This is a genomic window from Ochrobactrum soli, from assembly GCF_003664555.1.
Classification (GTDB): domain Bacteria; phylum Pseudomonadota; class Alphaproteobacteria; order Rhizobiales; family Rhizobiaceae; genus Brucella; species Brucella teleogrylli.
The window spans coordinates 296,374-322,824 of sequence record NZ_RCHH01000006.1 but is presented as its reverse complement, the minus strand read 5'-3'; the positions used below and the strand labels follow the sequence as shown (position 1 = coordinate 322,824).

Genomic DNA, 26,451 nt, shown 5'->3' with positions numbered 1-26,451 from the left:
TAGGTGGAGACATAAACAATGCTCGCGACGTTTCTAGAATTTCCCACCTATGCCGTCTTTTTGTTTTTCATAGCTTTTGCTCTTATACTATTCGCTATAGGCTATTGCGCGCTACGATATCTCAATGTGCACGCCAAACACGATATTTTTTCCATACCTGCACCAGCCTTTCTCGGAACGATTGCAACCGCATGGGCGCTTTCCATTGGCTTTGTCGCTGCCGACGCATGGTCGCTCAATTCTCGCGCCGATTTTTCGGTGAGCAAGGAGCGCTCTGCCATCCACCGATTGCTGGATACAGCTAACCCCTTGGTTCTCAACGATGAGGAACTAAAGACTGCGGTGCTCAACTATCGCACCATCGTGGTCGACGATGAATGGGGACGACGGAACAACACGGCTTCGACATTGGAAGTGGATCACGCGATTCTGGAGATTCGCGCCATGGTCCAAAAGATTGCGCTTTCGGGCCTGCCCGGTCCGATTGTCTCGCAACTCGTCAATGATTTTGACGAACTTCAGGATGCCCGTAATGAGCGATTGGCGGTGGCGAGCGCGTCGATCGACGAATCCAAGTGGTATCTCGTCCTTTTCCTGACCCTGCTGACAGCCATCACGATTGCTTCGGTCCATGCCGACCGACCGCTTGCCGGGCGGCGTGCCCTGATCCTCTACGTGCTCACAGCCACGATCAGTCTTTGGATATTGGCAAACCACGCAAATCCCTATGTCGGGATGGGGGATCTCAAACCGGACCTGCTCTTCTCCGCACAACGGCACCCTGCGGCTCCAGCGCAGCCCGCTGGCTCGTGATTCATCTCTGGACTGGGGATTGCGGAAAAATCGACTGAACGCTCTCCTGCGCCTGCCTGAAGCCATCAGCATTCAATGACGGTTCTGCGGCCCAATGTGCCACTGCGGCGAAGTGATTCGCGCTCTGCACGTGACGATTTAAAGATGGAGAAATTTGCCTGAACTGAAACGGGTAAAACGCCGTTCAGTCACAGTCCATTGCTAATGCAATGCTTGACTAGTTTTGTGCAAGTGATTGAGATATTAAGCAACTTCAGCAATTGAAGTGGCTCCCCGGGCCGGACTGAATACAGAAAATCAAACCGTATTCAGATGCCAGTATTCTCTTTCATTTTCAAAGCCTTATGGCTTCCTTGGCGAACTTGCTATCCTAGCCGTGTGTACTGCTAGGGGTGCCTTTTGTGTACTGCAAAATCAAGTTCAAGTAAAGCTTTAACAAAATGCGCTAAGCTAATCTCGAAGTCGAACGCAAAAGGCTCCCGTAAGCGTTAACCTACGGGGACCCTAATATTTCCGCTATCGTGCCACTCTTGGCCCATGTTTTGGCAAATCGCCGATGATAGCATTAGAGAACGTGACAGCGGGGAGTGAGTTACCGAACGGGAGGATACGCAAGATTGCCCGCGCTTCCTCCTGTGAGCATTCACCCTCCCGAAGCAGCCGGGACAGCGACAGCCCAGCATTGTAGGCGTCATCAATCCCGCCAGTCGTCGGGTCACCCAGAGAGACATTCGAGACTTGCCCCGAAGTGCCGGTTATAGGTGAACTGCCTTATGTTGAATTTTTACACGCAATGGGTATTTGGGAGATTCTTTCAAATATGAAACTACAGCAAGCAGCGTCGGCACGAGTACAACAATCTGTGTGAAACCAATTTCTATCGTGAACAAATAAAGAACGGATTATTTGTAGCCTGAGTCTAGTTGTGCCAAAATGGCAAAAAATGACACAGTGGAGATTCGGGCAGTGACCCTACACGACAACAAGAGCGAGTTCGCGCAGCTCAGGGAACAAGCCGGCCTAACCGTCGAAGAAGCGGCTAAAGCTATAAAGGTGTCATTGCGTTCAGCCTATCGTCACGAGAATGGCGAGTGCTCCCCTTCCCTCCTCGCACTGGATAAGCTCCGGCTTATGGCAAACAATCATCGACCACCAGAACGGTCCGCTCGGTTCCGCTTCGTAGACCTGTTCGCTGGTATAGGCGGGCTGCGTGTAGGATTTGAGAACATTGGCGGCAAGTGCGTTTTCACAAGTGAATGGGACAAATACGCTGCCGAAACCTACCGGAAGAATTTCCCTGAAGAAGAAGAACACGTCTTCGCGGGCGACATTCGCGAGTACACCAAAGACGATGCGGCTTTAGCTCGTATTCCAGCGCATGATGTGTTGCTGGCAGGCTTTCCGTGCCAGCCATTTTCTATTGCGGGTGTATCAAAGAAAAATGCCCTTGGTCGACCGCACGGCTTCCTTGATGCTACTCAGGGTACGCTATTTTTCGACGTAGCTCAAATTATTCGCTTCCACAGGCCAAAAGCATTCCTCTTGGAGAACGTGAAGAATCTCCAACGCCACGACAAGGGCAGGACGTTTGAAACAATCATGAACGTGCTGGAAAACGAACTAGGCTATAAGGTTGTCACACGGATTGTCAGCGCCCGCCCATGGGTTCCCCAAGGCCGAGAACGCATCTTTATTGCAGGGTTTCTGGATCACAAAACCCAATTTTCTTTTGACAGTGTGGCGGTGCCCGAAGGACCAGCGCCCACGCTCGGGTCTATCTTGGACGCTGGTGTTGCCGAAAAATACACCCTTACCCCAAAGCTGTGGGATTATCTCCAAGCCTACAAGAAGAAGCACGAGGCAAAGGGTAACGGGTTTGGGTTCGGGTTGTTCGGTCCGGGCGATGTCGCACGTACCCTCTCTGCTCGTTACTATAAGGACGGTTCCGAAATCCTAGTGGACCAAGGTAGGGGGAAGCGTCCGCGCAGACTGACACCAAAGGAGTGCGCTCGCCTGATGGGTTTTGAGCGCGGCAATCGAACTTGGGAAATCCCGGTATCCGACATGCAAGCCTACAAGCAGTTTGGCAATGCCGTAGTGGTGCCGGTGGTCGAAGCCATTGCAGAGGCGATGAGTCCTTGGTTGCCCGGAATTGCCAAAGAAATTGGCTTTTCCCCTTCCAATGGCGAGAAACCTCAAAAAGCCGTCGCGCATGGTTGACATCGTGCCTCCCGACGTTCGCAGCAAGATGATGGCAGGAATTCGTGGAAAGAACACGAAGCCCGAATTGCAAGTACGTCGCGCCCTTCATGCTGAAGGCTTTCGATACCGGTTGCATGACGCCAAGCTGCCCGGAAAGCCGGATATGGTTTTCCCGAAACACAGAGCAGTTGTGTTAGTGCATGGCTGTTTTTGGCACGGTCACAATTGTCACTTGTTCCGTCTGCCTGTGTCCCGATCTGAGTTCTGGCAGGCAAAAATACAGGGAAATGTCGAACGTGATCATAAGACAATCATGGCCTTGCTCCACAACGGCTGGCGCGTTGGTACCGTCTGGGAGTGTGCCCTGAAGGGTAAAACCCGCCGAACAGAGGGTGAAGTTGTGGGCACTCTTGCCGGCTGGCTCCGGGGGGAGGCACCGGAGGTTGAAATCGGGGGAATAAAGAATGATTGAAACACTGGAGGCCCTTGTCGGCGTGATGCGCCAAGACGGAGCCGTACGCATCTACGCCAAAAAACTGGCCCCGAATGACAACTCCAAGAACCAGATTTACCTAGGTGGTGACTTTTCCGCCTTGAATGTCATTCCGCACGGCGAGGTGCGCACTGATGACGCAGAGGTAGCCGGCAGTGTTCGCGATCGTGCGAAGGCCTCCGTTCGCTTCTTGTGGATTGACGAGGGCGGGCGCTACCCCGCTCCCAACGCCCAGCTGATTCTTTATCCAAAGTATCCCGAAGTGCGCATGTCGGGCTTCCTCAAGGGGGCCAAGCTGAAAGATGCACGCCAAGCGCCCGGCGACGTAATGAGGGTTCGTGATGAGGGTCGCGTGCTATTCCTCGGAATTACGCGAGACGGCACGGTGCTTGGCTACGCCGTACCAGCCGGCAGTCCCATTGCCCGCGCCTTTGAGGCACTCCGCAACCTTGAGCCGGTCGGGGTGTTCTTGGAAATACCATCCGAGCCAGCCGCCGGCAGTACGAAAGAGCGCCTGCTGGAAACCCTAGAGGCGATTTATCGCAAGCATTGGATTCCATCGCAAAAGCTCGACCGACATGGAGTCAAGCAGCTTTACGCCGCTCGGAATGGCGGTGGTTACACTCTCGAGGCCGAGCTAGGTATCACGCCAAATAGCTATGCGGAACCAGACTACCTCGGTTGGGAAATCAAGCAGTATGGAGTTAGGGACTTTAAGGGCTATAGGCCGACGAGCGTGGTCACGCTGATGACGCCAGAGCCAACTGGCGGCTTTTACCGTGACAACGGTGCCGAAGCCTTCGTGCGTCGCTTCGGCTACCCCGACAAAAGTGGCAAGACTGGCCGTATCAATTTTGGCGGCATCTACGCCAGTACCAAGCCCTTCCACGCGGGTACCGGGCTTCAACTACGTATGACTGGCTATGATATGGCAACAGATAAGATCACGGATATGGACGGCGGAATTGCGCTTCTCGACAGGCGCGACGAGGTAGCCGCACTATGGAAGTTTCCCGGTATTATCGAGCACTGGAGCCGCAAGCACGCACAGGCAGCTTATGTGCCGTCCCTGTTCAGAACACCTCCGCCGGAATACCGCTACGGTCCGCGCATCCTGTTGTGTGAGCAAACCGACTTAGCGCTTTTCCTCAAGGCTGTCGCTGATGGCACAGTGTATTACGATCCGGCCTTAAAAATTGAGCCTCAAACTGGACTGAAACGGCGGAGCCAATTTCGTATCCGCCATAATCAGCTCGAGCGCATGTATCATCAGAGCGAGGTCGTTGATATGGATGTCTGACAGTCAGCATAGACGTGTGTGCGGTTGATAAACAATTCTGGGTTCATAATCTGAATTGTCTTGCGCCCTTTTGGATATTTTCCAAGCGCGGCGTTACTTGCTAAGGTGTCGGCAATCTCGTTGAGGTCATGACCGGCGTGGCCTTTCACCCAAAACCAATGAATGACCTTTCCTACGCAAGCGGCGTCAAGCTGTTGCCATAGATCGACATTGGCTAACGGTCCCTTTGATCCCCGCCACCCCTTGGTTTTCCATCCTGTGATCCACTCAGTCATACCTTTGATGACCATTTCGTTGTCGCTCAGGATGACGGCGGGGGTGTCCGTTTCGGTGATCCCTACGACGGCCTTGAGCGCTGCCATCATCTCCATGCGTACATTCGTGGTCGTAACATAGGGAGACTGACCCGCATTAGGTGCCTGCCTGAGAAGCTGCTTCCCATCCCAAAGCTGTTTAACAAGACCCCATCCGCCACGTCCGGGATTGCCTTTGCAAGCTCCGTCCGTTGCAATGAGATAATGACGACCGGCAGAGACACTGGCGAGGTGCTCTTTGTTACTGATATATATGGGATAATTTTCGATCATATCGGAAATGCTCACGGCATCTCGATAAGACGAATTTCCAACAGCGCCTCCGGGTAAGCCTTCAGCGTCATTATTCCGTGCGCCTTAAGTGCTGCCGGGGCTTCGACTGTGGGGGTTTCCAGCCCGAGCTTACGGGCAAACTTTGCGCACCACCTTTCGTATTCAACAATTTCCTTATCCAGCATCGCGTTGCCGTTTTCCTCATCGTAGGCTGCGGGATACCATTCGTAGTGGTCGTAAAAATAGCCGACTACCGTATCGAAGCCCCTAGGGACATTCTGGCTGGAATATGGATGCCCCCCGGTCTGGGCCAGTGCGATAGCTTCACGGGTACTCATCCCGGAGTGATGGAACAAGTTTAAATAATCTTCGGTAATCGGGTGCGGCTGCTGTGCGGCCCTTGACCGGGCTAACGCTTCCGCAGATGTAGTCTTGGCGTTCCGTGCTTCCTCAGCAAGTGCTGCTGTGCCGTCACGTGGTCCGTTAGCGATGATATGCATATGTAGTTCCTTTCAATGTGTAAGAATGGCCGAACGCTCAGGCGCGAATACCTGACCGCATGAAGCCGTAAGTTGTCTTGTCGTGTTGGTGAGCGCCCTGAGAGCTACCCTTTACTGACCCGTTGAAAGGTCGTGAGAGTACAATTCGCCCGTGTCTCGGGTTGTGGCGCTCAGCGAAGTCAAATGCCTCTATGATGCGTTCCACGCTGAGGGCGCTGTTGTTGTGGTCGAGGCAGGCGGCGACATGTCCGCTGTATTTCAGCTTCAAGGACACCCGATTGCCGGGCTAAGTCGTCCTAGTCGTAGACCTGACCATCTTCCAAGAGGGAAGTAAGATGGTTAGCTCTGGATTGAGTATAAGGTATCATAGTACCTAATTAAAGGCATGGCTGTGTCGTTGGGTGGAATGGCCACGTATCCTTTCTGGTTGATTGTTAGGTGTATACCTAAGGTTATCTTAATGGTGGACCTAGAGATTTACTCTAAAGGTGAGGACTCTTCACCGATACTCCTTATACAAAGGAGCGAAGCGACCAACATTAATGCCCTAAATCTAAGGTTATCTCATGATAAATTCCAAGATGAACTTGGGCGTATACATGATGATCACCTTAGGTATGACATATAAGATTTGATTTCCGTTTGAGTACGGAGCATCAATTCCCTTATCAGTACCTTCAATAAGCTGGATCTAAGGACAGGGCGAGCAGCGCGAGACCCACATAGGATTAACCTTATATATAGCGGAATGGTTGTCGCTAAACCCAGCTTTTCTGGGCTTTTTATAGGATTATAGGTCAAGCGGCTGTTGCGGAATGGTTGTCAGACCTGTTGTCGTTATCTGCTTCTGAACAGTCGTCCCACGTCCCGACCACCGGCCAGTTCTTCAGTCTAGGCGGAAGGCTTCTGAGGTGCTTACTGACTGACTGCTGTGATTTGCCGAGCCAAGAGGCAATATCTCTCTGTGACATTCCCGACCTATTCATCTTCTCAATCGGGGTCTCAGGTAGGTTCGTCGCCTTAAGGTTCGTGACAACATGAACCATTCCCTCCGGGAGGATCACGTCAAATCGTAGGTCTGGCTTACCCTTCCTGTGCTTCTTTATGACCATGCCGAAACGCTTCCGCACTGCCATCCGGGTTAGCCTATGGCGTTCACCCGTGTGTTCCACGATCCCTAGTTGCACGAGCCGCCGCATAAGGTCCGCTGTGGTCGTGCCGATAAGACCCGCGAATTGCCCATAAGGCAGAAAGCCCGTGTGCCATTGCCCTGCCCCGTCGTATATCTCCCCGAGCACGTTGCTAACGCAGGCTGTATTCGATAACCCCTTCACGTTAAAGCCGCGCCGTGGTGGCTCTCAGGCTGTCCACGAAGGTGCCGAACGCTTCACTTTCTTGCGTCCCCAGCCCCGGAAGAACGCGCCGCAACCCAGCAGCGGAGAAAAGCGTCAACTCAGTCTCTCCCTTACGGAACCGCCTTTCCCGGTCCTCACGCATAAGCCGTGGGTCGCCCTTACGAAGGACCATGCGTTCGTCCGAGGTGAACATTCCTTCGGCGTGTTGTTCGTTCATTTCTAGCTCTCTTTCTCTAGTGATGTTTCGCCAAAGAAGGCCGCGCGTTCCTGCCTCTGTTTCTCAAGAAGTGCCGCTTTGGCTTTTGCTTTGTGTTTGACGATGCCGACACCGTAAGCGATCAATCCGGTTGAATGGACGATGCCCCAGAGGTACTGCATGACCCTTGGAGGTATCTGCCGGTACGATGACCGCAGCATTTTCCCATCGCGCCGCTGCCAAGACGCTTCACGGGGATTTAGACGGAGCAGCATACGGATTGATTGGAAGCGAAAACCCTCGTCATACTTCCAGAAATGCGGGTCTTCCTCGTACCAGACGCCCATTGCGATCAAGGTAACGGCTATCGTTTCCGCGTCCTGTTCCCGGGACAGCGATAAAATGGCTTGGTACGCTTCCATTTCGTACCCGACGAAAGGTCGCCCTCTCTCGGCTAAGTCTAGGAACCGCTGGGCTTCCTTGACGGTCCTGTCCCAGACATCTTGAAGGACGACCTTAGATTTGTCGGGGTGGTTGTCCGCGAGGAACGCTCGGACCTCTTTGACGTAAGGCTTTAGGTCTGCCTTTGTGATGCCCTTCTGGCGTGGATGCCCGTGGCGCGACAGGTTGCGCTTATGGTTTTCGCAATATGTGCTGAAGCCTCTAGCAAAGAAGCCGCATCCGTGGGCTTTGCATGGTCTCATTGATCTCCTTTCTCTTGCTCGAATTTGTACATAAACCCAGCGACACGGACGTGCTGACATCCATGCGTCGGGTCGGTGATTTGATTAGGCCCAATTTCAATATTCAGTTGTCAAAGAACCCGGCCCTCTCGGCCCGCAATCCCCTTGCCTTGCGGTCGGGAACTGGGGTGAAAATGGTGTACGGGGACAAAAACGTCAATGCAATTTTATCAATTATTTCAGTGTGTTACAGTATAAGCAAAATAATAAACATCCGTTTTGAGGTCAACGTTATCAATCACTTAAGGGAAAGCTTGTGACAAAAATTGGCTCTACTTCAATGGAACTGAAACGAGCACTAGACAGTAGAGGGACGAATTAAGTCGAATTATATCAGTGACTTATCCCAGTAGAGCTTTGTTGTGAAGGTTGTGACCAAGCCGTGACAAATCCGTTTGCGTAATAAAAGCAGTAAGTTAGCTCAATACTGCTCTCTGAAAAAAAAGAATAATAACTACGGATTTTGTGACCCAGAGGCACCCTGAAGCGCCCTATAGACCGCCGCACGGCTCACTCCGGTTGCTTTCATGATCTCCCGGACTGATTTGCCGTCCGCTTTCAGTACCCGTATAGCGGCCTCATCGACAGTCTTAGGGCGGCCTCCAGTGTCACCCCGAGCCTTGGCCTTGGCTATCCCTTCAAGCTGCCGCTCCTTACGCAAGGCCGTCTCGAACTCAGCCATTGAGGCGAGAATGCCGAACATGAGCTTTCCGGTTCGTGTGGTAGTATCCAGCGCCGCGTCATCCAGCACACGAAAGCCAACGCCCTTCTTGTCGAGCATCTCTAAGATTTGGTGAAGGTGTGCCGCTGAACGCGCCAGACGGTCAAGCTTGGTGATAATGAGCGTGTCCCCTTCACGGACGAACTCAAGAGCCGCCTTCAGTTTCGGCCTGTCCTTGTCCAAGCCCGATTGCTTCTCGCTGTATATCTTCTCAGCCCCAGCGGCTTTGAGGCGTTCAATCTGGGTGCTGTGATCCTGTCCGATGGAACTAACACGGGCATAAGCGACGATCATTTATCCGTCTCCGTATCTCTAAGAGAGTTTGTAGACATACGTTTAGAGACTGTTTTGAGACACGTCAATATGCCTGTCTATAAAGTTTACTTTTGAGACACCCGAAGGGTCGAGCGAAGGGGCAGTAACTGCTTGTCAGATGGGTGAATGCGGTGTATCCGTGGGGATGCCTAGGCTTTGCAGCCCAAGCACCCCCTTACGCTAGAGGGTTAAGAAAAGGGTCACAGTGAGCGAGACTGTGGCCTTTTTCGTTTGAACGTCAGTGCATACCCCCGCCCCTCACGTGAAGCCCTCAGGTAAGCCGTTCGTATCCTTTGGTTCTGCCTGCCCTCCACCTATCGAAACGCCCTGAGTGCTCTACCGGCTGCGCAATGTGCTGCCATGCAGAAGGAAAGGAAGGGGTACAGGGGGGATTGCGAAATTCTCTTATATCAGATGTGGCGTAAGCAAATTTTCTACGAACATTTCCGGGTACTTCATCTCACCTTGATTTCTTTCACTTGATAGGCAAACGTCATATCTATGGCGGAAGCTCAGGGGGGACACATGTCCGAAGTTCATTACCATGTCACGGTTGAGAAAGACCATTTACGTAAACTTTCAGCTGCAAAGCCAATTCCCGCGTTAGCCGAACTGATCTGGAACGGTTTGGACGCGGATGCAACTCGTGTGGACATCAACTTCGAAGAAACTGACATATCAAGATCAGCGATTTTGATCACCGACAACGGCCACGGAATTAGGCACAACGAAGTCGAGGGAATATTTACAAAGCTCGGAGGGTCGTGGAAAGCGAATGGAAGACGATCCAGAGACAAAGATAGGATACTGCACGGCAAAGAGGGCAAAGGGCGTTTTAAAGCTCTGGCATTTGGACGTGCCGCCGACTGGATAAGCGTTTTCCGCGCTGAGGACGGCAAGAAGTACCAATTTACCATCTCAATACTGAGAGACAACATAACAGATGTGCGTGTCTCCAACCCAATAGCTGTTGATGATTTAGTACCGACAGGCGTTCAGGTACGCATAACAGAGCTGGATCAAGGTTTTCGCTCTTTGAACCCGGAGCACTCGGTTCAACCGTTATCGGAAATCTTTGCGCTGTATCTCACCGATTACAAAGATGCGTCAATCTACGTCGAACATCAGATACTTGATCCAGATAGCTTAATTGCTAGACGGACCCCTTTGCAACTTACCCCGATCAGGGACGGAGACATTGAGTACGAAGCCCAGATCGAGCTAATAGAATGGCACTCGACATCCGAGAGGTGGATTTTCCTTTGCGGCGATGAGGGTTTTCCTTTCCACCGGATATCCCCAACGTTTCATACCCCCGGGCATCAGTTCTCAGCTTACTTAAAATCGAATTTCATTAATCGCATGCAAGAACAAGGACTTATGGACTTTGCGGACATGAACGCACAGCTCCATTCAGCACTTGATGAAGCCACAGATAAAATAAAGCAGCACTTCAAAGATATCGATACAGAAGTGGCACGAAGCGAAATTGATAAATGGAAAGAGGAGAATGTCTATCCGTATTCTGAGGAGCCAAAGACAACCGTTGAGATTGCCGAACGCAAGATATTTGAAATAGTCGCGCTTAATGTAAACCAACAACTTGCAGACTTCAATGATCTAAACCCCCGTAGCAAAGCATTTCAGCTACGTATGCTTCGGCATGCAATAGAAAGGGGTCCAGAGGAACTTCAACACATACTTCGTGAGGTTCTTCAACTTCCTCAACGAAAACAACAAGAGTTATCAAAACTTCTCGAAGAGGCGAGCTTATCCAATATCATCACGGCCTCACGCCTTGTTAGCGATAGAATGAAGTTTCTGACGGGACTAGATGCGTTAATATTTGAGCCAGATACAAAACGATTACTTAAAGAACGCAGTCAGCTTCACAGAATGATTGCGGACAACAATACTTGGATTTTTGGCGAGCACTTCAACTTAACGGTAGATGATCAATCCTTAACTGCCGTCCTGAGAAAGCACAAACAAGCCATCGGAGAAGATGTCGTTATTGATGCGCCGGTGAAACGGATCGATGGAAAAGTTGGAATAGTGGACCTGATGCTTTCAAGGTCGGTTCCTCTAAACCATCCCGACGAAATGGAACACTTAGTTGTTGAACTAAAGAGGCCGTCCCAGCCCGTGGGAGCTCGCGAAATTACCCAAGTTGAGCAATATGCTTTCACAATTGCCAAGGATGAACGGTTCCGCCACTTGAAAACCCGTTGGAGCTTTTGGGTCGTTTCTAACGATCTAGATGACTACGCAAAAGAGAAGACAAGGCAAAAGAACATGCCGCGGGGCATGGTGCATCAGAATGAGGAAGGCACTATTGAGGTTTGGGCGAAGTCGTGGTCGGAAATTATTGCTGAAAACGTCGGAAGAATGCAGTTTGTGCAGGAACACCTACAAGCCAATGTTGATAGAGATCATGCCCTTAGCTACCTTAGAAAGACCTATGAGAAATATTTAAGTAATCTGCCTATCAACAACGAAGACGACGAAAAAGAGAATGCTGAGGCAGCACAGTAGGAGATGGCATGACTGAGCATGACGTAGACGGCTTTTATGTCGGGTATTTTTCAGGTGCTACAGGCAATTCCATGGGCATGTTCGTCTTCCGCGATGGTGTCGTTACTGGCGCTGACATCGGTGGGGGGCGATATGATGGGAAATATTCTATCAAGCCGGGCCCTGAAGAAAGAGTAGCGGTAACGCTAACTTTCTTTCTCCCGACCGGGCATTTTACCATTACTGGCATAACTGCGGACGCTCAGCCCCTTAACGTTGAGATGAGCTTTGACTTGCCTGTGCAGTTTGATAAGGACGCAATTCACCGCATAGAGACCCCTCTCGGCGCTATTAATGCCAAGCTAGACAAGGTTCGGGGGATTTGATGCAAGATACAATTCTGCTCGGCTTGCGGTGGATTGACATAATAACGATAGCTGCGGTGATCCTAGGCCCGATATTGGCTGTTTTGATTGATCGTTTACGGCAAGCTAGATCGGACAAACAAGCACGGAAACTAAGTGTCTTTAGGTCCCTCATGCGCACACGACGGACCCGACTTGATCCAGAACACGTAGGCGCTCTTAATCTTGTCGACCTTGAATATTTCGGCTGCAAACCCGTGATTTCGGCCTTTACGGCCTACATGGATCATCTATCGACTCCCGTGCCCGGACAGGAGGCACAAGAAAGATTTTTCAGCCAGAGAGAGGACCTTCTTGTCCAACTCTTACACCAAATGGGCAAAGAACTCGGGTACCAATTCGACAAACGTGACCTCGAAAAACTAGCTTACGGCCCCGTTGGATGGGCGAACGAGCAAGATATTCAGCGGCAGAATATGGTTTTCCTACACGAACTGCTGTCAGGGAAACGCGCCCTTCCGGTTACAGCGATGCAACCGCCAGCAGCAAACCCATTCCCGCCGCCGCCAGTTGATAATCATTGATGCCTATGTCTAAGTGCCTTGCAATCAACTGTTTCCTAAAGACTTCAAAAGTGCCTCGCTTGTTGCCTTAAGCCGCGCCCTTACGCTGCCGTAGGTATCACCGATCTTTCCCGACGAATGCCCTAGGATCGCATCTTGGTCTTGCTGTGAAGCACCCGCGCTGATCAGCCGGTCTTTCATGTTGTGGCGCAACGAATGGATCGTGTGCTTCTTGTCGTCTGTCACGGTCCTGATATGCTTCATGATCGCAGCCGACGCCATATCAGCGCCCCGCTTATCGCCTGCATTGTCGGCATACTTAGGGAACACGTAAGGCGAACCCTCAGGTGCTACAGAAAGTGCCTGTTTGGCGGCTTCCAGCGCATCCCCGACAAGTGCGACTGGTCTTTCAGAACCTTTCGTCTTTAGGCGTCGGTTAGCCCGTGGCTCAATCTTCAAGTGGGGAAACTCGTCGTCCGCTAGAATGTCGGCCTTATGTAGTCCCGTTATCTCACTGAGGCGGCACCCTGTCCCTTCGAGCAATCGCCAAATGAGCGGCAATTCTGACCCCTCGGCGGCATGTTCGAGGATACGCTTCCGGGTGCTATTTAGGACCTTCTCAGGTAACGGGTGACGGTCGTCTCTTGCCAAGCCCTGCCGCTTCACTTCAAGCCCGTTGAAAGGATTCGTAACACCGTTCAGGTCGAACTCCGCTATAGCATGATTGATGACCGCTCTAAGCGTGTTCATGTATCGCTGGACCGATGAGGGTTGGAGCTTACCGTCGCTGGCTTCATTCAGCAAATAATCCCGCACTTCACGGGCATCGGATCGCTTTAGATTGCGCAGCGCAACATCGCCCCCGAGGGCCGTAACAGCCCATCCCATGACACGTTCGACTTGTAACCGACTCTTTTTCTCGTCAATGGTCCCTTCAACACGCTCCTTAAGGTAAAGCTTCTGAGCATCCCCTAAGGTTGGAGACGGCGGCTTGCCTATCCCATTTCGTATTGCGTTGATTAGTGCGCTCTCTTGTCGGTCCTCAACAAGGGGATAGCCGGTTTCATCTTCGACAGGATACTGAGCGGCTAGATTATCTGCCGTGATATCCCTCAGGAAGCCTTCGTCTTGCGGATCGTGAGGATCAGTGACGCCCTGCCAATGAGGATCGAAACCCATTTCACGTAGTCGAGTTCTTAGGCCCTGCCAGATTTCAAACTCAGAAAGCTCTTTCTTGGGAACGTTTGCAGCGCCTGCTGATTTCAGCAATGCGTCTTTCAGTATCTTCTCAAATTTGCCGTGGGTTTTGGCGTAACGTGTCGCTGCCTGCTTCTGCGTATCCCCCAGAAACTCAGTCAGTTCTCTCTTGCCGATAACGGCTTTCAGATCATCAGGAACCCGCCGACGATATCGAAACGTCCCGGCAGGAGTCTTCTGTACGTACTTCAAGGTAAGACCCATGTGTACCTTCCCATGTACTGCATTGTGTACTGGAAGGAAACCCTAGGCATTGAAAACATTGAGAAATAGGCACTTTCCGAATGGAAGTGGCTCCCCGGGCCGGATTCGAACCAGCGACCAACCGGTTAACAGCCGGTTGCTCTACCACTGAGCTACCGGGGAACAGGTGCTCGTTGCGTCAGCGATGTGGCGTATAGCAAAAGGATTTCGGGTTTGCAAAGGGCAAAATCGTATTTTTTCCAACTTTTTGCATCTGCCTCACGAAACCCTATATTCTCTGGGACATTCAGACGTAAAAAATATGCAGCAGCTGTGGAGAGACCTGGTCCAGTGAACGAAGAAACGAACCCCAAAGCGCCCCGCAAGGTCATTTTGATTCTTGGTCGGCGAATCCCGATTCCCCAATCGGTGATGATGCGCCGCATGTTGGGCGGCACTCTGGTGGCCGGTGGTGCACTGGGTTTTCTTCCTGTGCTGGGTTTTTGGATGCTTCCGCTTGGCCTGATCGTGCTTTCTCACGATTCTCACCGGGTTCGTCGTATCCGCCGGCGCAGCGAAATCTACATCTGGCGCAAATGGGTGCGCCGCAACGCGTCCTCAAATGCCAATGGTGGCACGGGAAACTGATATCTCGCGCCGTTGCAGGCCTGAGCGCTCAACAGAACCAACGCGATAGAAACGACATGGCCCGGCATGAAGCCGGGCCAATCCGAGTCCGCGTATCAGTTGATGGTTCAGGACAGATTCTTCCGCCGCTGCGCGTAACTGCGCCGCCGGACTTCTCCCGGCGTCAGATGGCGATATTTCCGAAGCGCAGTCGTCATGTGGCTCTGGCTGGAGAAACCCAACGTGGCGGCAAGCTCACTCAAGGATATATCGGTCTCGCGCAGGCATCGCTCGGCTTCGTCCAGCCGCAGTCGCATCAGATATTGATGTGGTGTGAGACCGAAGCTTGCGCGAAAACAGGTTGCAAAATGGCCCGCTGAAATCCCGATCAGGGATGCCATGTCCGGCACAGATACCTGCTGGCGATAATTTTCCCTGAGATAATTCTCAATCTGCCGGCAGGCATAATTGCTGAGCCCAAACTGTTGTTTGTTGCTACCGCGGGCGATAGACGCATTGCGCACCAGCACGCCTGTCAGCACCGTGCGGAACGCATCCATATAGGTGCTGCTTACATGAGGTGATACTTGTAGCTCGCCCCAAAGGATCTGCGCCAGTTGCAGGCACTGTCTGTTGGAAAAATGAATTGGCGTCCAGCTATGGGTAGCTTCTTCGCATTCTTCCGCCGAGAAGAACGACGTGTCGAGCGTCACCGTCAGATGCGCGGTATTTTTGGGCCACACAATTGCGCAGCTCATGTGAGCGGGAATGATGAACGTCATACCTGCCGGGCAATTGATGGTCTCCTCAGGCCCCTCAAAGGGCTTCCATCTCAACCCGCGCACCATTTCGAGCACGATGATGGCTATGGTTTCGAGCGAGTGATACGTCCTCTCGCCAATGTCTGAAAAACCGTAATCAATATCGGGTTTGCCACCGCCATCCAGCGATGCCAGCTGCATTGCGTTGATTACTGGCGATGGATCATAAGTAGAAAAATTCATTGAGTTATTCTTCATGAAGATGCTCATATTATCCTCAATCCTCAATCATCAAACCGAAAAAAAGAATAAATATTGGGAGCGCCACGGGTTTAATGGAACGGACTCGAAACCTGTATTCCCCCTGGATTTTAGAAAATCAAAACGGCCTTCCCTCAAAAACCGTGTGAATGCCGCAAATCAATCTTTAGTTGCAATTGAAAGATTATGCAACCGAATTATTGAAGCCGGACAAAACGTGTTGCGGCACGGAATAAGGCTCCGTTGTTGTATCCTTCCTTTGCTCTCATTAGCAGCTTCTCATGTAAATCAGGCGGATATTGGGGCTGTTGCACGCCATTGCATTTTTGCATCCATTGAAAACCGAAATGCAGCGCGGTTTGGGCTTCCTTGACGGCTTCTTCATCGACCTTGAATAATGCACAGGGCCTGTCCGAATTGAATGCAAAGCTGTCCACCTCGGTCGCGCTGCGTCACACCGCTGTAATAAAGGCCCGCTAAACAGGGGGCCACGATGTGGGGGTGCATTCGCGCTGTTTCTGCATTGGAACTGTTTTTGCCGCTTGTCGAGGTCTCATAAAGATGTTTCAATCTGAATTGCACGGCTGTGCAGAAAAAACAGAAGCAGCCGGCGATCCTGGGGAGGAGACGCCTATGCCAGCTTTTCTGGAGGTGGCGAGCGCGCGCGTTCGTTATGGCAATAATGAGGTTCTCAAAGGGGTAGATCTGTCGGTCCGCAAAGGCGAATTCGTTGCCCTGCTCGGATCGTCAGGTTGTGGAAAAACAACCCTGCTGCGTGCAATCGCTGGTTTCAACACGCCCAGCAGCGGCGCGATCAGGGTCAATGGTGCTGATGTGACTCGCCTGCCCCCGGACAAGCGCGGCATGGCGCTGGTATTCCAGTCCTATGCGTTGTGGCCGCACATGACGGTTGCGCAGAACATCGGCTATGGTCTGCGCATTCGCGGTATTGCCAAAGACACGATCAAGCAGAAGGTGCAGGAAGTTGCCCGCCTGCTTGGCCTCGACGCACTGCTGGAAAGGAAGCCCGCAGCTTTGTCCGGAGGTCAGCGCCAGCGCGTCGCGCTGGGTCGTGCACTGGCCATCCAGCCCGACATTCTGCTTCTTGACGAGCCCCTCTCCAATCTTGACGCGCGTATTCGTCTGTCGGTGCGTCATGAAATCAACGCCTTGCAGCGCCGTCTGGGTATTACGGCGGTTCACGTGACCCATGATCGCGAAGAGGCGATGGTCATGGCGGATCGGATCGTGATTCTCAACAATGGCGAGATCGCCCAGGCTGGCGCACCCGAGGAAGTCTACAACCATCCGGCGTCCGATTTTGTGGCCGCCTTCATGGGCGCGGAAAATCTGATTGAACTGCCTGTTGCGATCAAAGCTGACAGGATCGAAATCGCGGCAGGCGCGCATAACAAGGCAAGCACTATTCCAGCCGGAAGGCGCACTCTTTCCGACGGAATCGCTTCCGCGCGCTTCCGCAGCGAAGCTGCGCATCTCGTAAAGCCGGGCACACAGCGCGACAATGCACCTGCCCTCGTCCTCACAGGCAGGGTGGAGCAGACCAGCTATCCCGGCGGCCTTTGGCGACACATGGTCAGCATCGGCGACCGCCATATCATGGTCGATGCGCAGGAAAGCCACCAACCCGGTACGGATGTCGAAATCCAGATACCCGAACAGGCGCTGTTTCTGTTCGACAAGTAGTCCCGCACCAGTTTTGCCGGGCGGCGTTTCGGCTCGGCCAATGTCAGTAACTGCGGGCATCAACCAGTCCGCAGCAGCTTAAAAATTCCCGATGAAGCAACAGGATGCCTTGCATCCCAATCGCAATCCACAAACCGGATGATCCGGATTTAACAGGAGTTTTTCATGAGAACGGTCCTGAAAGCAGCAATGGTACTCGGTCTTACCGTGGCCCCTGCATCCGCCGACGAACTGACGGTGCTTACCGCCGGTGACCAGAACATGGTCGATTACGTCAACCAGTATCTCGGACCATTGTTCGAGAAGGAAAATCCGGGCACGACCGTGCGCGTTGTCGGCACCGGCCCGGGCGATGCCGGTTCGCAGAAGATTCTCGAGCGTTTCGAAGCCCAGTCCAAGGCGGATGTCGAAAAATGGGATACGGACGTTGCCGTCATCCATGAAAAATTCGCCGGGCCGATGGTCACCGGCAAATTCCTTGAGAATTATCGCGGCAAGATCGAAACCGGCAAGCTGGTAACCCGCGGCAATGCCAAGATGGCGCTCGGCACCAATGTCGACGGCTATGTCATGCCGATGTTCAACAGCCAGACCGCGCTTGCCTATAATCCCGCACTCGTCGCCACACCGCCCAAGAGCTATGATGAGCTTGTCGCCTGGGCCAAGGAAAATCCGAAGCAGTTCGGCTATAACGGCATCAAGGGCGGTGCTTCGGGCGTCAGCTTCGTCATGGGCTGGATTTATGCCTATGGCGGCGATGCGAACAAGCTTCAGCAGGGACCGTTTGAAGAAGGCGAAGCCAAGAATTGGGACAAGGCTTTTGCATCGCTGAAGGAGTTCACCAAGAACGCGACCCTGACGCCGGGCAATGCCGGAACGCTCGACATGCTAAGCCGTGGCGAAATCGCCATGGGTCCGGTCTGGGTGGATATGTTCTATTCATGGAAGGCCAATGGCCAGTTGCCGCCGGAAATGAAGCTTGTTCTGCCTGAGCCGGGCATGCCGGGCCAGCCGATGCATTATGTGATCCCGGAAAAGAGTGCGAATAAAGAACTGGCCGAAAAGTTCGTCGCGCTGGCAACCAGCCCGAAGGTTCAGGCCGAAGGCATTGTGAAGCGCTTCAACTGGTATCCGGGCATTGACGCCGATAACGTCAAATCGGAACTCGATGCCGACACCTGGAACAAGCTTTTCACCGATATCTCGTCAGATGATCTGGGCAAGTTCGGCAAGTCCTTCCCGATTGCGCCGTACAACACCGCCATTCTCGAAGCCTACGAACGTCAAGTTGGCAACTGATAACCGCGTTGCCGGATGCGCCGCCGCAGGCGCATCCGGCATTCCATCGTTTTCATGAGGTCTCGAATGTCGCCAAGACTGACGGGTTTACTGCTGGTCGCGCCTGCATTGGCAATCGTCGTGGTATTGTTCATCGTGCCGCTGTTCGGCGCCCTCACCGGAGCATTTTATGTGTCCGGGCAATGGGGTTTCGGCAATTTTACCAAGACATTCGAGCTTTATTCAAGCGACATTCTGTTCACATTGCTGATCGTCGTGCTGTCGTCGGCGCTGATAGCGCTGCTTTCCATCGTGATCAGCGGTTACCTGACGCTCGGCTCCAATCCGCGCGCTGTCGCGGTCCTGCGGTGGCTCTATCGCTGGCCCTTGTTCATTCCCTTTATCGTCGTCGGACAGATTTTGCGGACCTTTCTCGCCAAGAACGGTCTGATGAACAGCCTGCTGATCGAAACCGGCATATTGACGCCGTTGCAGGCGATGAGCTTTCTTGACTGGCGCGGCATTACCATCGCTTTCGTCTGGAAACAGACCCCGTTCGTCACCCTGCTGCTGGCAGGCGCTATGGCTTCGCTCGACAGAAGCACCATTGAATCCGCCCGCAATCTGGGCGCAGGACGCCTGCGTATCCTGATCGAGATTGTTCTGCCACAGGTGCGCCAGACGCTTCTTGTGGGGCTTATCTTAAGCTTCGTGACCATGATGTCGGTCCTGTCCGTACCGCTGATGATCAACGCGCAATCACCCACCATGATTACCGCCAATATGGCCTTCCGCATCAATGCCTATGGCGATTACGGTGTCGCCAATGCGCTTGGCACGATTTCGCTGCTGATGACCAGTCTGGTGGCGTGGATCTATCTGCGCCAGACCATGAAGGAGCACGGCAAATGAGCACCACCTTCGACTGGCGCTGGATACCGCGCGGCATCATACTCGGCCTTCTGGCCTTCGCGATTTTCGGCCCGCTGGCCAACCTCCTCCTGTGGGCTGTGGCGGAACGTTGGTATTTTCCACACACACTGCCGCTGCAATACGGTTTCTCCTTCTGGGCGAATGTGTTTTCGCCGCGCGGCAATGCCTTGTCGTCGCTTGGAACCAGTGTTCTCATCGCGATCCTGACCGTGATCGTCTCGCTTGGTCTGGCCATTCCAGCGGGCTATGCGCTGGCAAGGCTGAAACTGCCGTTTCGTGGCCTGATCCTGCTGACGCTCCTGATCCCGCAAGCCTTTCCCAACCTCCCGGTCTATGTGAACATCGCGCAAATGTTCTATTCGTTCGGCCTCAACGGCACGATCATCGGCGTGGTGTTGGTGCATGTCACGCATGGTCTGGTCTATGCGGTCTGGATTGCAACCGCTGCCTTCTCGGCCATCGACAGCGAGCTTGAAGAAGCCGCGCGTTCCATGGGCGCTTCCGCGATGAAAACCTTCTTCGACATCACATTGCCAATCGCCGCACCGGGGCTGCTGGCAAGCGCAATCTTCGTTTTCCTCGAATCGCTGGATGAATTTACCGGGACCTATTTCGTGGGCGCACCGGACATTTCCACCCTGCCGCTCTTGCTCTATACGGCAAGCTCTGGCGGCAACTATCAGATTGCATCAATCAGCGCTTTGATACTGCTTGTGCCGTCGATTGCATTCATGTTCGTTGTGGAGCGCTTTCTTCGCGCCGATGTTCTTTCGAAAGTGGGGCGCTAGAAATGGCTCAGCAGGATCAGGACGCCAGTGGTGGCCCGCGCTTCATCAGCGCGCATGAAGTGGCGCAGGAAGCAGGCGTTTCGCGCTCCGCCGTCTCGCGCACCTTCACGCCCGGCGCGAGCGTCTCGGCTGCAACCCGCGAGAAAGTGCTGAAAGCCGCCGACAAGCTTGGCTATCAGGTCAATGATCTTGCTCGCGGTCTTCTCGCCCACCGCAGCCGTATCGTCGGCATGATCGCCGCCGATCCCGACAGCCCTTTTCGTGCCCGCCAGATCGCCACCCTTTCCCGACGTCTTGCGGCGCGCGGCAATGTGCCGGTTTTGATCCCCACCGGTCAGCATGGCGAGAACCTTTCTGCCGCCCACGAGGCGCTGTTGCGCTATCGTGCGGAAGCGACGGTGGTTTTGTCGGGCATGCCTTCCTCGTCCTTCGTCGAACTGGCGCAGCGAAATGGCCAACCGCTCATTCTCGTGGGCCGGACCGAGGCCGGGGCAGACCGCGTCCACGCCAACAACAAACTCGCAGCAGAAACGGCGGTCGATGTTTTTACTGCGCGGGGTTTAAAAAAGCTTGGCCTGATTACATCAAGCGTCGGCAGTCCGAGCCTTGTGGAACGAGAGCAAGCATTTGTAGCCAAGGCGGCCAGTATGGGCCTGCCGGTGGTCGTGCAGCGCGGTGAACTGACGGACTATGACAGCGGGTTCGCCGCCGGTTCGCTGCTTCTTGGCGATAAGGATCGGGTTGAAGCCGTGCTTTGCGTCAATGATCTGATGGCGTTTGGCCTGATGGACTGCGCGCGCGATGTCTATAATCTCAGCATTCCGGAGGACCTTTCGATCATCGGTTTCGATAATGTGGCCGAGGCGCGCTGGGGCGCATATCGTCTGACGACATTCGATCAGAATGCGGAGCGCCTTTCGGCGGAAATCGTTCGCCTGCTCGATGAACGACAAAGCGCACCCAATGAGCCGCCGCAGACGATTATCCTGGACATGCCGCTCATTCTGCGCGGTAGTGTGCGGCCACTGAAAACCGACCATGCGACCAAGGGCGCAAAGGGTGCCTGACCCATGACATTTCATTCCGTCTGGCTGCGCCCGTCGCGTGGCGACCTCCAGTTTCTCGAAACGATAGTTCGCGATCTGGCGCTTCGCTTTGATACACCAGTTTTCGAACCGCATGCGACCTTGATCCCCGATATGGAACGTTCGGCTGAAGAGCTTCAACCGCTGGTTCTCAGCCTTGCGATAGGGCGCAAGCCGCTCGATATCAAGATCGACGGTATAACTACAACGGAAGCGTATTTCCGTTCGTTCTATGCCGAATTGGAGAAAACGCCGCCGCTGATGAATTTGAAGCGAGATACAATCGGCATTTCGGGCATGGACGATCTCGCAAGTTTCGTCCCGCATGTGTCTCTTGCCTATGGCGTTCATGAGACGCCGGAGAAACGCGTCGAAATGAAACGTCTTTCAGATGCACTGTCCGGTCGTAGTCTTCGTTTTGATCGCATGGTCATTGTCAGTTCGTCCAGCATGACCCCAATCGACCAGTGGATCGTCAAGAATGAGATTTATCTGGCCGGATAACAGAAAGCCCGGTCAAAACCGGGCTTTTCATAGTCAGCATTAGAGCGCATCCCGAAAAGTGTGAAACGGTTTTCGGAAAAGATGCGCGTTAAAACAAAGAATTAGAGCGCCGATCTGATCCAATCACATCGAACCGCGCTCTATTGAGCGCGATCAGAGCGGGCGCGGATTGTTGCGGTAAACTTCCGCAATATCAGCCAGCACTTCGTCCGACAGTTTCAGCTCATGGGCCGCGATATCCGTCTTTAGCTGCTCAACAGTCGTGGCCCCGATGATGACCGAGGTCATGAACGGGCGGGTCAACGAGAAGGCAATGCCCATCTGGGCGATATCGAGGCCATGCTTCCTGGCAACATCGATATAAGCACGCACCACCGGTTCCGAATGGGAATTGTCACGCCACAGGCCGCCATCGGTGACCGCCGCGCGTGAACCGGCTGGCACATTGCCGCCAAGATATTTGCCCGTCAGCACGCCTGCGGCGAGTGTCGAATAGGCCAGCAGTCCGATATCTTCCGCCAAAGACACTTCAGCCATGTCGTAATCATAGTGGCGCTGCAACAGACCATATTCGTTCTGGATCGACGCCATGCGCGGCAGACCGTGTTCCTCAGCCAGACGCAGCCAGCGCATCGTTCCCCATGCGGTTTCGTTGGAAAGACCGACATGACGGATCTTGCCTTCGCGAACCATATCGTCGAGGCCGAGCAAAGTGTCATGCATATGCTGCAATTCCGACTTCGCATCGTTCTTGGTGAAATCAAAATTCCACCCCTGTCCGAAATGATAATGCGAGCGCATCGGCCAATGGATCTGGTAAAGATCGATGTGATCGGTCTGAAGGCGCTTCAGGCTGTTCTCAACCGCCTCGCGCACACTGGCGCGGCTTGGGCGGGCGCCGCCGCGAATCCACTCCTGACGACCGCCGCCCGCAATTTTGCTGGCGAGAATGACCTTGTCGCGCTTGCCCGATTTCTTGAACCAGTTGCCGATATAGGTCTCGGTCTTGCCGTAGCTTTCAGCGCTCATCGGAATGGCATAGCCTTCCGCCGTGTCGATGAAGTTGATGCCTGCATCGACAGCAATATCCAGCTGTTCGTGGGCGTCGGCTTCGGTGTTCTGCACACCCCAGGTCATGGTTCCGAGGCAAATTTCAGTGACAGAGAGGCCGGTGCGGCCCAGGGAATTCTTTTTCACGAGGATTTTCCGGATCAATTGGTCCGCAGAACTGCGGAATAATGTGAGGGGTGAATTGATAGCCCCGCTTCGTCGCCTCTGACAAGCCTGTCACAAAATATTCAACGATTACAGGAAGCGTTCTGCCGAATAAGGCGTCGGATCGATATAGGTTTTCTCGCCTGTCATCATTTCAGCGATGAGGCGTCCGCTTGCAGGGCCCAGCGTCAGGCCATGATGGGCGTGGCCGAAATCGAACCACAATCCCTTGTGGCGCGGTGCCGGACCAATCACCGGTCGCATGTCTGGTAGGCATGGGCGCAGACCAAGCCATGGCGTGCTGTCCACCGGCTCTCCAAGCTGCGGCACCAGACGCCGCGCAATCTTCTCCGTCTTTCCAAGCTGGATACGATTGGCCGCAGCCGAGGGCGAAGCGAATTCGATGCCGGTGGTCAGCCGTACACCCTGCACCATCGGCGCCAAAACGTAACCGGCTTCCTCATCCACCACTGTATGGCCCAGTCGCGTATTGTTGCGCATTGCGAAATGCAGGTGATGGCCGCGTTTGATGCCCAGCGGAATGGGATAGCCGAAGCGGCGGAAAATGAGCCCCGACTGAGGCCCAAGCGCCACGACAACCTCACGCGCCTTAACCGGCCCTTCCCGCGTCGTCACCTGCCAGTTGTCGCCATTCTGCGCCAGCGTTGACGCGTCGCCATGTACAAATCTGCCGCCGCGATTGATGAATAGATCGGCGTAGGCCCGCACAAGTCCAGCCGGATTGACCACCGATTTGGGATCGAGCCAGTGAATGGCACCCGCAACCTCGCCCAGAGCGGTTTCGCGTGCGCGCAAGGCTCCGGCATCCAGAATGTCATAGGCCAGATTAAAACGCTGTAAATTGGGTAGACGACGCACCGCGGCATCAAAAGCGGATTGGTTGCGGTAAACCTGCATCCAGCCCTGTTTGCGAATGAGCTTTTCGCAGCCCGCCTCTGCAATCAGAGCATCATGCTCATGCACGCTTGCTTCGATCAGCGGCAGCATGGCCTGCGCGGCAATCTCCAGACGTTCCGGCGACGATTCCCGCCAGTAACGGTAAAGCCAGCGCGCCATCCGCGGAACATAAAGCGGAGAATAGCGCACATCGGTACGGCGATTGGTGGCGTAGCGCAGAAGCTTCCCAAAACCCTGCGGAAAGGAATAGGGAATGACGCTGGAGCGTTCGATCAGGCCGGCATTGCCGAAACTCGTTCCCTGCCCCGGCTCTGCCTTGTCGATCAGACAGACGGAACGTCCGCGCGCCTGCAAATGAAGCGCAGCCGAAACGCCGACAATGCCAGCGCCTAGAACGATAATATCCTGATTTTGCATCGGTATTTCCGGCATTCTCATTACAATACGCGCCAGCGTTTAGCTGGCGCGTTTCTGCTTGCAGCAAAGTCTGCTGCTGGTCGGGATCAATAAATGTCGAAGTCGAAATATTTCTTCACGATGGTGGCATAGGTGCCGTCATCGCGGATTTTCTTGATCGCGGCATTCAGCTGTTCGCGCAGATCGTTGTCTTCCTGCCGGACGGCAATACCGGCTGCGGTCTGCGTTCCCGGCACGTCTCCGAGCAGCTTGCAGCAATCAGCGCCATCAGCCTTAAGCCAATCCACGAGCGGGAACTTGTCCGACACGACGGCATCCAGACGACCGCTCTTGAGATCGGCATTGGCTTCGTCGGCGGTCGGGTAAAGTTTGGCTTCGGCACCACCCTTTGCATAAACGTCTTCGGCATAGGTTGCCTGCGTCGTGGAAGCCTGCGCGCCGATGGTCTTGCCCTTCAACGCTTCAACGTCAACCGAAGTGATCGCGCTGTCCTTCGGAACGGCGACTGCGAGCGGCGTGGAATAATATTTGTCCGTGAATGCGACCTGCTTCTTGCGCTCTTCGGTGATGCTCATGGAAGCGAGAACAGCGTCGAACTTATTCGACTTCAGGCCGGGGATCATGCCGTCCCAGTCATTGGCGACAATCGTGCACTTGGCTTGCATGGCAGCGCAGAGCGCTTTTCCAATTTCAACGTCCATCCCCTGAAGGGAGCCGTCAGCAGCAACGAAGTTGAAGGGCGGATAAGCGCCTTCCGTCGCGATGCGAATTTCCTTCCATTCCTTTGCCTGCGCCGGAATAACGGCGGCCACAGTGGAAAGGCCAGCAAAAAGGCCCGCGGCAAGGATAGATTTCAGCATGATGGTTTCCCCTTAAATGCTTATTTTGTTGACTGCTTTTTAGTTCGTCCGACAGAAATTCGCTGTTTAGTGCAGCGCGCGAACCTCATCGGCTTCAGTTTGACTGAAGCACCGGATGCCGCCAACATCAAGTAGCCTTTTGGCGGCATCCGATGATATTTTAAGATCAATAGATGTCGAAATCGAAGTACTTCTTGCGGATCGTGTCGTAGGTGCCGTTTTCGCGGATCTTCTTGATCGCGGCATTGAACTGCTCGCGCAGATCGTCATCGCCCTTGCGCAGCGCCACGGCGATTTTGGTTTCGGAACCCGGAATGTCGCCGAGGAACTTGCAGCAATCCGCGCCCTGCTTCTTCAGCCAGTCGGCAGCGAGGAACTTGTCGGCTGCAATCGCATCGACGCGACCGCTTTCCAGATCGGCATTGGCTTCGTCGGCGGTCGGATAGAGCTTCACGTCAGCGCCAGCCTTGCCATAAACGTCATCGGCATAATTGCCCTGCGTGGTGCCAGCCTGTGCGCCGATGGTCTTGCCATCAAATGCCGACGGTTCAAGCGAAGTGAGGTCCGTATCCTTGGGCACGACGACCGCAAGCGGCGTCGTGTAATAGCGCTCGGTAAAGGCAACCTGCTGTTCGCGTTCCGGCGTGATGGCCATCGATGCGATCACTGCGTCGAACTTGTTGGCCTGCAGGCCGGGGATCATGCCATCCCAATCATTGGCGACGACCGTGCACTTGGCTTCCATGGCTTCGCACAGAGCATTGGCGATATCGAGATCGAAGCCAACGAGCTTGCCTTCTGGCGACATGTAATTGAACGGAGGATATGCGCCCTCGCTGGCGATACGGATTTCCTTCCATTCCTTGGCCTGAACGGGCAAGGCGAGGACGACAGTGGCCAGACCGGCCAGCAAAACTGATTTCAACATGATTTCCCTGTTTCATAGTCCTGTGCAATTCCGGCTGTTGACCGGAGTGCCGTTGCATGAGGCGA

General features: G+C 53.8%; 26 protein-coding genes and 1 tRNA gene. 15 read left to right on the top strand and 12 right to left on the bottom strand.

The window, feature by feature from the left end:
* Positions 1-126: 126 nt before the first annotated feature.
* From D8666_RS13295 to D8666_RS13280, 4 genes are all read left to right on the top strand, one after another.
* Positions 127-813: a bestrophin-like domain gene (locus D8666_RS13295; RefSeq protein WP_235858958.1), complete on the top strand. Its 687-nt coding sequence runs from the start codon at positions 127-129 to the stop codon at positions 811-813.
* Positions 814-1,779: 966 nt separating this feature from the next.
* On the top strand, positions 1,780-3,033 hold the full coding sequence (gene dcm / locus D8666_RS13290; protein WP_235858957.1) for a DNA (cytosine-5-)-methyltransferase: 1,254 nt from the start codon (positions 1,780-1,782) through the stop codon (positions 3,031-3,033).
* The gene (locus D8666_RS13285) at positions 3,026-3,487 is read left to right on the top strand and encodes a very short patch repair endonuclease (protein WP_121538322.1); all 462 of its coding nucleotides are present in this window, start codon (positions 3,026-3,028) and stop codon (positions 3,485-3,487) included. The genes dcm and D8666_RS13285 overlap by 8 nt, the downstream gene beginning before the upstream one ends.
* On the top strand, positions 3,480-4,808 hold the full coding sequence (locus D8666_RS13280; RefSeq protein ID WP_121538320.1) for an MvaI/BcnI family restriction endonuclease: 1,329 nt from the start codon (positions 3,480-3,482) through the stop codon (positions 4,806-4,808). Before D8666_RS13285 ends, D8666_RS13280 begins: the two co-directional genes overlap by 8 nt.
* On the opposite strand, the gene D8666_RS13275 is transcribed toward D8666_RS13280, so the two are convergent.
* From D8666_RS13275 to D8666_RS13240, 5 genes are all read right to left on the bottom strand, one after another.
* Entirely contained in the window at positions 4,778-5,410 is a 633-nt protein-coding gene (locus tag D8666_RS13275; protein ID WP_209445983.1) for a ribonuclease H family protein, read from the bottom strand. The two genes, D8666_RS13280 and D8666_RS13275, sit on opposite strands and share 31 nt — an antisense overlap.
* Positions 5,407-5,733, bottom strand: a complete 327-nt coding sequence (locus D8666_RS13270) for a hypothetical protein (protein WP_371830818.1) — start codon at positions 5,731-5,733, stop codon at positions 5,407-5,409. Before D8666_RS13270 ends, D8666_RS13275 begins: the two co-directional genes overlap by 4 nt.
* 1,497 nt (positions 5,734-7,230) lie before the next feature.
* Positions 7,231-7,467, bottom strand: a complete 237-nt coding sequence (locus D8666_RS13255; RefSeq protein ID WP_121538312.1) for a hypothetical protein — start codon at positions 7,465-7,467, stop codon at positions 7,231-7,233.
* 2 nt (positions 7,468-7,469) lie between these two features.
* Positions 7,470-7,868 carry a hypothetical protein gene (locus D8666_RS23995; RefSeq protein WP_147438002.1) on the bottom strand — a complete coding sequence of 133 codons (399 nt, stop codon included), beginning with the start codon at positions 7,866-7,868 and terminating at the stop codon, positions 7,470-7,472.
* A gap of 775 nt (positions 7,869-8,643) precedes the next feature.
* A complete protein-coding gene (locus D8666_RS13240) occupies positions 8,644-9,204 on the bottom strand; it encodes a recombinase family protein (RefSeq protein ID WP_121538306.1) in 561 nt (186 codons plus the stop codon).
* Positions 9,205-9,750: 546 nt separating this feature from the next.
* On the opposite strand from D8666_RS13240, the gene D8666_RS13235 reads away from it, so the two are divergent.
* From D8666_RS13235 to D8666_RS13225, 3 genes are read left to right on the top strand one after another with little or no spacing between them, the layout of a single operon-like run.
* Positions 9,751-11,760, top strand: coding sequence for an ATP-binding protein (locus D8666_RS13235; RefSeq protein ID WP_121538364.1), 2,010 nt, complete (start codon positions 9,751-9,753; stop codon positions 11,758-11,760).
* Between the two features lie 8 nt (positions 11,761-11,768).
* Positions 11,769-12,125 (top strand): hypothetical protein, encoded by a 357-nt coding sequence (locus tag D8666_RS13230; protein ID WP_121538304.1) that lies wholly within the window; start codon positions 11,769-11,771, stop codon positions 12,123-12,125.
* On the top strand, positions 12,125-12,688 hold the full coding sequence (locus tag D8666_RS13225) for a DUF6680 family protein (protein ID WP_121538302.1): 564 nt from the start codon (positions 12,125-12,127) through the stop codon (positions 12,686-12,688). The genes D8666_RS13230 and D8666_RS13225 overlap by 1 nt, the downstream gene beginning before the upstream one ends.
* Positions 12,689-12,712: 24 nt before the next feature.
* Here D8666_RS13225 and D8666_RS13220 read toward each other — a convergent pair whose 3' ends face one another.
* Complete coding sequence (locus D8666_RS13220) at positions 12,713-14,128, bottom strand: site-specific integrase (RefSeq protein ID WP_121538300.1); 1,416 nt, start codon at positions 14,126-14,128, stop codon at positions 12,713-12,715.
* An 87-nt stretch (positions 14,129-14,215) separates the two neighbouring features.
* Positions 14,216-14,290, bottom strand: a tRNA-Asn gene (locus tag D8666_RS13215).
* A gap of 249 nt (positions 14,291-14,539) precedes the next feature.
* On the opposite strand from D8666_RS13215, the gene D8666_RS13210 reads away from it, so the two are divergent.
* A complete protein-coding gene (locus D8666_RS13210; protein WP_235858964.1) occupies positions 14,540-14,755 on the top strand; it encodes a hypothetical protein in 216 nt (71 codons plus the stop codon).
* Positions 14,756-14,862: 107 nt separating this feature from the next.
* On the opposite strand, the gene D8666_RS24485 is transcribed toward D8666_RS13210, so the two are convergent.
* Positions 14,863-15,765, bottom strand: coding sequence for an AraC family transcriptional regulator (locus D8666_RS24485; RefSeq protein ID WP_235858955.1), 903 nt, complete (start codon positions 15,763-15,765; stop codon positions 14,863-14,865).
* Here D8666_RS24485 and D8666_RS23990 point away from each other — a divergent pair.
* The 7 genes from D8666_RS23990 (at position 15,752) to D8666_RS13175 (ending at position 22,048) form a co-directional block, all read left to right on the top strand.
* Positions 15,752-16,129 (top strand): hypothetical protein, encoded by a 378-nt coding sequence (locus D8666_RS23990; RefSeq protein WP_147438001.1) that lies wholly within the window; start codon positions 15,752-15,754, stop codon positions 16,127-16,129. The two genes, D8666_RS24485 and D8666_RS23990, sit on opposite strands and share 14 nt — an antisense overlap.
* Before the next feature lie 260 nt (positions 16,130-16,389).
* On the top strand, positions 16,390-17,460 hold the full coding sequence (locus D8666_RS13200) for an ABC transporter ATP-binding protein (protein WP_109367327.1): 1,071 nt from the start codon (positions 16,390-16,392) through the stop codon (positions 17,458-17,460).
* 165 nt (positions 17,461-17,625) lie between these two features.
* Positions 17,626-18,759: an ABC transporter substrate-binding protein gene (locus D8666_RS13195; RefSeq protein ID WP_167836082.1), complete on the top strand. Its 1,134-nt coding sequence runs from the start codon at positions 17,626-17,628 to the stop codon at positions 18,757-18,759.
* A 66-nt stretch (positions 18,760-18,825) separates the two neighbouring features.
* The gene (locus D8666_RS13190) at positions 18,826-19,650 is read left to right on the top strand and encodes an ABC transporter permease (RefSeq protein ID WP_121538298.1); all 825 of its coding nucleotides are present in this window, start codon (positions 18,826-18,828) and stop codon (positions 19,648-19,650) included.
* Positions 19,647-20,459 (top strand): ABC transporter permease, encoded by an 813-nt coding sequence (locus D8666_RS13185; RefSeq protein ID WP_109367324.1) that lies wholly within the window; start codon positions 19,647-19,649, stop codon positions 20,457-20,459. Before D8666_RS13190 ends, D8666_RS13185 begins: the two co-directional genes overlap by 4 nt.
* Positions 20,460-20,461: 2 nt before the next feature.
* Positions 20,462-21,526, top strand: a complete 1,065-nt coding sequence (locus D8666_RS13180; protein ID WP_109367323.1) for a LacI family DNA-binding transcriptional regulator — start codon at positions 20,462-20,464, stop codon at positions 21,524-21,526.
* Between the two features lie 3 nt (positions 21,527-21,529).
* Positions 21,530-22,048: a 2'-5' RNA ligase family protein gene (locus D8666_RS13175; RefSeq protein WP_109367322.1), complete on the top strand. Its 519-nt coding sequence runs from the start codon at positions 21,530-21,532 to the stop codon at positions 22,046-22,048.
* Positions 22,049-22,201: 153 nt separating this feature from the next.
* On the opposite strand, the gene D8666_RS13170 is transcribed toward D8666_RS13175, so the two are convergent.
* The 4 genes from D8666_RS13170 to D8666_RS13155 form a co-directional block, all read right to left on the bottom strand.
* The gene (locus tag D8666_RS13170) at positions 22,202-23,245 is read right to left on the bottom strand and encodes an aldo/keto reductase (RefSeq protein WP_121538296.1); all 1,044 of its coding nucleotides are present in this window, start codon (positions 23,243-23,245) and stop codon (positions 22,202-22,204) included.
* A gap of 108 nt (positions 23,246-23,353) precedes the next feature.
* On the bottom strand, positions 23,354-24,604 hold the full coding sequence (locus D8666_RS13165; RefSeq protein ID WP_109367982.1) for an NAD(P)/FAD-dependent oxidoreductase: 1,251 nt from the start codon (positions 24,602-24,604) through the stop codon (positions 23,354-23,356).
* An 80-nt stretch (positions 24,605-24,684) separates the two neighbouring features.
* Positions 24,685-25,446: an ABC transporter substrate-binding protein gene (locus D8666_RS13160; protein WP_371830817.1), complete on the bottom strand. Its 762-nt coding sequence runs from the start codon at positions 25,444-25,446 to the stop codon at positions 24,685-24,687.
* Positions 25,447-25,624: 178 nt separating this feature from the next.
* Complete coding sequence (locus D8666_RS13155; RefSeq protein ID WP_109367319.1) at positions 25,625-26,386, bottom strand: ABC transporter substrate-binding protein; 762 nt, start codon at positions 26,384-26,386, stop codon at positions 25,625-25,627.
* Between the last annotated feature and the right edge of the window lie 65 nt (positions 26,387-26,451).